The 8,421-nt window shown below is 70.7% G+C and carries 5 protein-coding genes and 1 pseudogene; all 6 read right to left on the bottom strand.

From position 1 onward, the window contains the following. A partial coding sequence (locus ACZ4A5_RS31305; protein WP_467591683.1) for an undecaprenyl diphosphate synthase family protein occupies positions 1-352 on the bottom strand: 352 nt, incomplete at its 3' end. Positions 353-736: 384 nt separating this feature from the next. Beyond that, positions 737-1,219, bottom strand: coding sequence for a polyprenyl synthetase family protein (locus ACZ4A5_RS31300; protein WP_467591680.1), 483 nt, complete (start codon positions 1,217-1,219; stop codon positions 737-739). 71 nt (positions 1,220-1,290) lie between these two features. Next, positions 1,291-1,530 (bottom strand): annotated as a pseudogene (locus ACZ4A5_RS31295) (polyprenyl synthetase family protein); the annotation flags it as partial. 173 nt (positions 1,531-1,703) lie between these two features. Next, positions 1,704-2,837 carry a flavodoxin-dependent (E)-4-hydroxy-3-methylbut-2-enyl-diphosphate synthase gene (gene ispG, locus ACZ4A5_RS31290; protein WP_467591677.1) on the bottom strand — a complete coding sequence of 378 codons (1,134 nt, stop codon included), beginning with the start codon at positions 2,835-2,837 and terminating at the stop codon, positions 1,704-1,706. Between the two features lie 168 nt (positions 2,838-3,005). Then, complete coding sequence (locus ACZ4A5_RS31285; protein WP_467591674.1) at positions 3,006-4,922, bottom strand: 1-deoxy-D-xylulose-5-phosphate synthase; 1,917 nt, start codon at positions 4,920-4,922, stop codon at positions 3,006-3,008. A gap of 188 nt (positions 4,923-5,110) precedes the next feature. Further along, positions 5,111-6,361, bottom strand: coding sequence for a 4-hydroxy-3-methylbut-2-enyl diphosphate reductase (gene ispH / locus ACZ4A5_RS31280; RefSeq protein ID WP_467591672.1), 1,251 nt, complete (start codon positions 6,359-6,361; stop codon positions 5,111-5,113). Positions 6,362-8,421 lie beyond the last annotated feature (2,060 nt).

Here is an 8,421-nt window from a genome sequence, read left to right as displayed (position 1 = left end):
CGTAGCCGATGTGGGCTCCTTCGCACCAGGTCACCAGGTCGTGTACCCGCTGGGCCCCGGCCTGGTAGGCGACGGTGGCGGGCAGGTGGTGCTTGTGGGCCCAGCGCCGGTTGCCGTCCAGGATCACCGCGAGATGCCGGGGCACAGCCGCAGACGACGGGACAGGGTCGCCCTGCTTCGCGGCGGGTGCTGGCGTGCGCCCGCGGGTGCCCTGGGCGTGGAGGGGCGGCCGGCCACGGGAGTCCCGCGCGCGGGCGGGGGATGTCGACTCCGCGGGACCGGTGTCCGGACAGCTGGTGTCCGCAGGGCTGGTGTCGGGGGGTGGTGCGGGGTGGGGGGTGCTGTGGTTCATCGGTGGCTCCGTGGGCTTACCGGTCGCGGCAGGCGCAGGCATGGGCGAGCGCGGGCAGGGCCTGCCTGCCGGCCGGGGCGGGGTCGGCTTCCTCCAGGCAGGCCAGGGCCTGGCCTGGTGGTGGTCGGCGGCCGTCCTGCTCCAGGCGCGGGCGCCGGTCTGTTCGACCAGGGGAGCCGGTTCCCCTCAGGTGGTGTCCGGATCGGTGTGGCGGGCCTTTGCCCGGAAGGGGTTTGGCGGTGTGTTTGCTGTGGGCGATTTGGTGGCGGGTGCGGACTGGGGCTCCGTACGCCTGGGGGTGCGGGTGATGCCGGTGCACGGGCCGCGGGGAATGGCTGGCTGGAGTTGCTTGTGGGTGTGGTCTGGTGGTTTGGGGTGGGGAGGTCATGAGGTCCTCCAGGCGGCTTGGCCGGCCAGGGCTCGCAGGGCGTCACGCGTCCTGGTGGGGGCGTCGAGGCGGGCCAGGGCTTGGAGGGCCTGGGCGTGACGGTCGTGGATCATCTGCTCGACCGTGCGGTGTGCTCCGGTGGCGTGCAGCAGGCTGCGTACCGTGGCGGCGGTGTCGTCCTTGAGGTGGGGGTCGCCGTACAGGGTGCGTAGTTGCCGGGCCTGGGCCGGGTCGGCGGCTGCCAGGGCGTGGGCGATCAGCATGGTGGGTTTGCCCTCGCGCAGGTCGTCCAGGACGGGTTTGCCGGTGGCGTTCTGGTGGCCGAAGACGCCCAGGAGGTCGTCGCGGAGCTGGAATGCCTCGCCGAGCGGGAGGGCGAAGGCACTGAGCCGGTCGAGGGTGGTGTCGTCGGCGCCGGCGAGGGCGGCGCCGATGTGCAGTGGCCGCTCGCAGGTGTACTTGGCGGTCTTGCAGCGCACGATGAGTTGTCGGCCCAGGCCAGCGCGAAGTCCCCCACCAGGATCGCGGCCGCGGCCCCCAGCTGCCGGGCTGCCCGAAGGGTGCGGCCGGGGCGGTGACGGGTGGCCAGGGCGCGGTGCACGGTGGGCTGTCCGCGCCGGGTGTCGGAGTGGTCGATGACGTCGTCGTGGATCAGGCAGAAGGCGTGGAACATCTCCAGGGACGCGGCGACCCGTACGACGTGTCCGGGAAGGCCGGTGCCTCCTGCCGCCTGCCAGCCGAGCACGCACAGGTGCGGCCGGATCCGTTTGCCCCCGGCCCCCAGGAACATCCCTACCGCCTCGGCCGCCTCCGCGGAGAGACCCGCGGCATCGGCGGCGGCCTGATCCCGCACGAAGGCGTACAAGACGGCCTCGACGCGGCCGCGCACCTCGGCCAAGGCGCCGCGTTCCTCCGCGCCCTGGGGCGTCCGCGAGGGGCTGACACGGGGATCGGCGGGTGTGGTCACGGCTGATCGCCTCCCTCCGCGCCGGTGGCGGCGGTGAGGGCGAGGGCTTCCTCAAGGAGGGCGTCGACGATCTTTGCCTCCGGCACGGTGCGCAGCACTTCCCCTTTGCGGAAGATCTGGCCTTTGCCGTTGCCGCAGGAGACGCCAAGATCGGCTTCGCGGGCCTCACCCGGGCCGTTGACGACACACCCCATCACCGCGACGCGCAGGGGGTGGGGGAAGCCCTCGAAGGCCGCTTCTACTCGGTTGGCAAGGGCGTGGATGTCGACTTGGAGGCGGCCGCAGCCGGGGCAGGACACGATCTCCAGCTCGCGGGGGCGCAGGCCGAGGGAGGCGAGGATGTGGCAGCCGGCCTTGACCTGTTCGACGGGTGGTGCGGAGAGGGAGACGCGGATGGTGTCGCCGATTCCTTCGTCCAGGAGGATCCCGAAGGCGACGGCGGACTTGATGGCCCCTTGGAAGGCGGGGCCGGCTTCTGTGACGCCGAGGTGGAGGGGGTAGTCGCAGGCGTCGGCGAGGAGCCGGTAGGCGGCGATCACGGTGAGCGGGTCGTGGTGCTTGACCGCGATCTTCAGGTCGGTGAAGCCGTGTTCCTCGAACAGCGAGCACTCCCACAACGCGGACTCCACCAGCGCCTGTGGCGTGGCTTTGCCGTACTTGGCGAGCAGGCGCGGGTCGAGGGAGCCCGCGTTGACCCCGACCCGGATCGGCACACCCGCCGCGGAGGCAGCGGTGGCGATCTCTTTCACTTTGTCGTCGAACTTCTTGATGTTGCCGGGGTTGACGCGGACCGCGGCACAGCCGGCGTCGATGGCGGCGAAGACGTAGCGGGGCTGGAAGTGGATGTCGGCGATCACCGGGAGTTTGGATTTCGCGACGATCGCGGGGAGGGCGTCAGCGTCGTCCTGGGTGGGGACGGCGACGCGGACGATGTCGCAACCGGCCGCGGTGATCTCGGCGATCTGCTGGAGGGTGGCATCGATATCGGCAGTCAATGTGGTGGTCATGGTCTGGACGGAGACCGGTGCGCCGCCGCCGACGGGGACATCGCCGACATGGATTCGCCGGGTGTGGCGGCGCACCGGAGTGGTGGGGGGTGGGGTGGGAAAGCCGAGATCGATGGTGGGCATGTCAGGCCCCCTTGGCTGGAGGTGTGGGGCTCGGGGCCGGGCAGCGGACGGGGATGTGGGTGGGGTGAGTGTGGAGGGGCTTGTGTACCGCAGGCGGCTGCTGTGCGGGTGGGTGCCGGGGGGTGTGGTGGGCCGGTGGCCAGGCGGGCTGGGCGGGCCGGGTGAGCATCACAGCGGCTTGTCGTTGTGGGGGCGGTCGGCGCGGGCGCGCAGGACGGAGTAGGCGATGCCCTGGGTGGTGAGGCCGCAGGCGGCGAGGATGTCGGGGCGGGTGCCGTGGGCGAGGAAGCGTCCGGGCAGGCCGAGGACTCGCACCGGGGTGCGGGAGCCCGTGTCGGCTACCGCGCGGGCGACGGCTGTTCCGGCGCCGCCGGCGCGGGTGTTGTCCTCCACCGTCACCACCAGCCGGTGCGTAATGGCGAGTTCGGTGATTTCGGGCGGGACGGGCAGGACCCAGCGGGGGTCGGCGACCGTCACCCCGATGCCCTGGCCCTCCAGATACCGGGCGGCCTCCACCGCCGGCTTCGCCAAAGGGCCGACCGCCACGAGGAGCACGTCCCGCGTGCGGCAGTGATGCAGGACCTCCACAGGACCCAGCTGTTTCAGGGCGGGGATGTCGTCGGTGACGGTGGCTTTGGGAAAGCGCAGGGCGGTCGGGCCGCAGGTGTGGGTGACGGCTTCGGTGAGGAGTTCACGCAGCCGGGTGGCGTCCCGGGGAACACCGACCCGCATGCCCGGGACCGCGCCGAGGAGGGTGAGGTCCCACATGCCGTGGTGCGAGGGGCCGTCGGGACCGGTGATCCCGGCCCGGTCCAGGACGAACGTCACCGGCAACCGGTGGAGGGCGACGTCCATCAGGACCTGGTCGAAGGCCCGGCCCAGGAACGTGGCGTAGACCGCGACGACCGGGTGGAAGCCGCCCAGGGCGAGTCCGGCGGCGGAGGTCACCGCGTGCTGCTCGGCGATCCCGACGTCGAAGAAGCGGTGGGGAAAGCGCTCGCCGAAGCGGGCCAGGCCGGTCGGGCCGGGCATCGCCGCGGTGACCGCGACGATGTTCTCGTGCCGTTCCCCCAGCCCGCACAGTTCCCCGGCGAACACGCTCGTCCACGACGGGATGCCGCCGGCAGTGCTGGGGCGGCCGGTTGCCGGATCCAGGACACCCACCGCGTGCATACAGTCCGCCACATCCGCCTCGGCAGGGGCATAGCCACGGCCCTTGACCGTCACCACATGGACCACGACCGGACGGCGCAGATCCCGCGCCATGGCCAGGGCATCCTCAAGAGAGGGCAGGTGATGGCCGTCGACGGGACCGAGATAAGCAAAACCGAGGAGATGGAAGAGGTTGCGGGCCACTGGCAGCGGGCCCGGCAGCGCGACGTCCTCCGCACCGTCACTGAGCAGTGCACTGCCTTCCGTGTGCCGGCTCTCGCGGTGGCCTGGCCCGCCAGGACTTCCCTGACCGCAGCCGGCGCCCGGAGCGGTGGTGCCTGTGCCGGCCGCGGTGCCGTGCGGGCGCCTGGCCGCCTTGAGCAGCCAGTCCACACTGTCCGGCGCACTCGCGCGCAGCTGCTCCAGATGGTCGGCGAGGGCTCCGATGGTGGGGGCGTAGGAGCGTGTGTTGTCGTTGAGGACGATGACGACGGGTCGGTCGGGGGCGCCGCCGAGGTTGTTGAGTGCTTCCCAGCACATGCCGCCGGTCAGGGCCCCGTCCCCGATGACGGCGACCACCGCCCGGTCGCTCTCACCGGCGAGGTGGCGGGCCTTGGCCAGGCCGTCGGCGTAGGACAGGACGGTGGAGGCGTGGGAGTTCTCGATCACATCATGCTCGGACTCGGCCCGGGACAGGTACCCGGACGGGCCGCTGGCCTGCCGCAGCCGGTCGAAGCCTTCAGCGCGGCCGGTGAGAAGCTTGTGGACGTATGCCTGGTGGCCGATGTCGAACAGCACCGTGTCACGGGGTGAGTCGAAGACCCGGTGCAGGGCCATCGTCAGCTCGACCATGCCGAGGTTGGGACCCAAATGCCCGCCGGTCGCACACACGGTGCCGATGAGGAAAGCGCGGATCTCCGCCGCAAGGGCCATGAGGTCTTCGTGCGCAAACCCTTGCAAGTCCTTCGGTGTGGTCACAGTGGACAGGAGGGGAAAGCGCGCGGGCGCGATTCCCGGGCCGGTGAACGGAGCAGTACGAGCGGCAGGGGCCGGGGTCCCTGGCCCGGCAGGAGATTTCGCGGTGGCCGGGGCGGGGCGGGCCCGGCGGCCGGGGCGGGTGCTCATCGGGACCTCACCGCCGCCGGCAGCCCGAAGGCCACGGTCTCCGTCGCGGTAGTGCGCTCACGAACCGCCACCAGGCCCAAGCCCCCGAGCGCCGCGACCACGTCGTCGACCAGGGCCTGCGGGGCGGAAGCCCCAGCACTCAGACCAACCGTGCCCGCGTCCTTGACCCACTCCGGGCGGATGCCGGTGGCGTCATCGATGAGGTAGGCCGGGGTGCCACCGCGGTGGGCCAGTTCCACCAGGCGCACCGAGTTCGAGGAGTTGGCCGAGCCGACCACCAGCACCACATCGCTCTGCGCGGCGACGGCTTTCAGGGCGTGCTGGCGGTTGGTGGTGGCGTAGCAGATGTCGTCCGAGCCCGGGCCGCGGATGCCGGGGAAACGCTTCTCCAGAGCAGTGATGATCTCGGCTGTCTCATCCAGGGCGAGGGTGGTCTGGGTCAGGTAGGAGACACGGGAAGGGTCCGGGACCCGCAGCGCGGCCACGTCGCCGGGGCTTTGCACCAGGACCGTTGCCTCCGGCGCTTCCCCCAGGGTGCCCTCGACCTCCTCATGCCCCGCATGGCCGACCAGCACCACGGTGTCCCCGCGGGCGGCGAACCGACGGGCTTCGGAGTGCACCTTCGTCACCAGCGGACAGGTGGCGTCCACCACCTCCAGACTCCGGCGAGCCGCTGCCTTGCGCAGCTGCGGGGAGACGCCGTGGGCGGAGAACACCACCACCGCCCCGTCCGGCACCTCATCCAGCTCCTGGACGAACACCGCACCACGGGACTCCAGATCCCGTACGACATGGGTGTTGTGGACGATCTGCTTCCGCACGAACACCGGACGGCCGGTCCCGGCGTGACGTTCCAACAGGGCCTCGACCACCTCGATGGCCCGCTCCACCCCCGCACACAACGACCGCGGCGACGCCAGCACCACCGTACGCGGACGGACCACCCGCACCCACGCGTCCAGCACGGTCCGTACCGGCCCACCCACCCTCAGCAGCCTGGAAGACGCCGTCACCCCCACCGCCAGCACCACCGCTGTCCCACCGGCAGCAGCGCCGTCATCGAGTGAACCCGCGCGGACGGATGCGGTCACCAGGTGGAAGTCACCGGGCGACCCCGCGGGGAGTACCCGCACAGGCCCGGTGCGGGCCCGGAAGCCGTGACCTGCCAGCCCGCCCGTGCCCGTCAGCAACGGCGCCGCGGGGCAGGGCACCACCGTCCCGTCGGGGTGCCGGATCTCGGTGGGCACCCACACCTCCTCCGGAACCGGAACAACAGGGCTACACCCAACGGCGGGAGCGAAAGGGAGAGTGGAGAGCTTCATAATGGCCTGGCTTTCACCGCACTGCGGTCGCAGGGCAGTACAAAGAGGGGGTAATCGCCGGGATCCCCGGTGACCGGTGAGCCCTGCCACACGACGCCGGCTGAGAGGACACGGTCGCCGAACGCGTGACGGGATCGTGGTGAGGACACCCGTACCGGGAAACCACACGGATCGTCGCGGGACGCCCGACCGGCACGGGACCGCCCAAGGGCGGGAAATCAACCACCGCCTTCCATTTCATAGTTGAGCCCTATACCGCGAGCAGGGAAGGCGCATACCACCAGCGCCCAATAGGCGTACAAGCGCCGTCCCCACACCACCGCGCCCCCCCCAGTCGGCACACCAGCGCTTCCACCCCGTAACTCACCACCCCGACGAGGTATCAACACCCCCAACAACTCGCGTAGTCACGTCGGTTCGTCATGCGCCCTGCCGAAGCAGAGCAGCCCACAACGGATGGCGACATCGTCATCGCGGCCCAACTCCGGTCAGCCTCATACCTGCGAAGAACGCTGGGACTCCCAGACTGCCACGACGAGGACGCCCGCATCCGGACCGTCGGCCGCAAGGGCTGGTGGTCTGCATTCCGTGATGCAACGCCGTTCTGGACGAGGCCGGGATCGAGGACGCGGTCGTCTTCGCGGAGGACCCGGGCGTCCCTCCGCCGCCTTCACCCCCTCCAGCGCCCGGAGGTCCGCAGACTGCTCACGTATACGCGGCCGGTTGACACTGTGCGCATCTCCGAGACGTTCCGCTTCGTACGCCACACCGGAGGCATCCTCGACGTGTTCGGCGTCCTACACCGTGATCAGGTATGGCCGCGCAACCACGACGACGCGTCCTCCGCGGTAAACCTCACCACCCGCCACCCGCGCACCGGCGAACCGCTGTCCACCACAAGATTCATGGCGCAGGCCCTCGCCACCGCCGGCGAGCTTCGACATGACATCCAGCGCGAGCTGACCTACGACGGGCTACGGGCCGCCGAGGCCGAGGGCAACAAAGGTGAACGCCGCCCCGCCGCCCCGGACGGCAAGACCGATGCCGTGCGCACCGTGTACCCGGAAGACCGCTCCACCGCGGACCTCCCCCGCGACCACGAGGTCAGCCGCAGCGCCACCCGCACCGCCGTCGCCGACCCCCTGCCCCGAGCACACCGCGACCGACCACGAGGACACCATGGCCCGGAACCGCCGGCCGCCTCGATATGCCGGGCAAGGTCATCGGCTCCCTACGCGCAACCGAGCTGGACGCCGTCGAACAGGCCGTGCTCGACCAGGGCGTCACCGTCGTGCCCGCGGTTCGCCTCCGACTCCTCGGCCGGTGTCAGGCCCTCGACGGCGCGCTTCGGCGATCTCGGCGCAGAGCAAGACCCCCCGCGAGTACGAGAACCGCGTCACCGCCCTCGGCCAGTGATGTCGGCCTCTGCGCCGGGAAGCAGCCCCTCAGCGTCGTTCTTCCGCGAGCTCACCAGTCCGGGACCCCTACCAAGGCCGCCGGCGCCACAGACCGCATTCCCTGCTGCGACCACGAACTGCTCGATCGTTAGCAGTAGTTCAACCGCGATCAGGCACGATTCCGCGCACCGGTGAGCACGCCTTCGCACGCCTCAAGTCCTGGCGGGTCCCGCGGCGAGCAAGCTGCTCGACCAACCGCATCGGCAGGGCCGTGGCAGCCGTTCACGCCCTCCTGATCTGCAACATCTTCAGGGTGATACGGGCTCGTCGACGGTATGGGCCCGTGGCGGCCGGTGTACCTCTTCTTCCACAGAGCACCGCTGTGTTCAGCACGAAACCGAGGGCGCCGAGCAGTCCCGCCGGCCGATCACGCTCGCCCGTCAGAACCGCTGGTTGTCCAAGTCACGGGGAGACGAAAAAAAATCGTCGGCCACTAGGGACTGTGTGAGGTTGCGATCAACTGGTTGTTTTCAGGAGGTCGTTGATCCAGATCATCGAGGCGCGGAGATGGAGGCCTGCGAGGTAGCT

Source organism: Streptomyces sp. NPDC025618 (assembly GCF_055558795.1).
Note: the sequence above shows the minus strand (reverse complement) of the source record. Positions and strands in the feature narration are given on the sequence as shown.

What these genes read in the sequence shown, in the direction of transcription:
- ispG (WP_467591677.1), bottom strand. Translation starts at nt 2,837, where the DNA reads ATGCCCACCATCGATCTCGGCTTTCCCACCCCACCCCCCACCACTCCG.
- ACZ4A5_RS31285 (WP_467591674.1), bottom strand. Translation starts at nt 4,922, where the DNA reads ATGGCCCTTGCGGCGGAGATCCGCGCTTTCCTCATCGGCACCGTGTGT.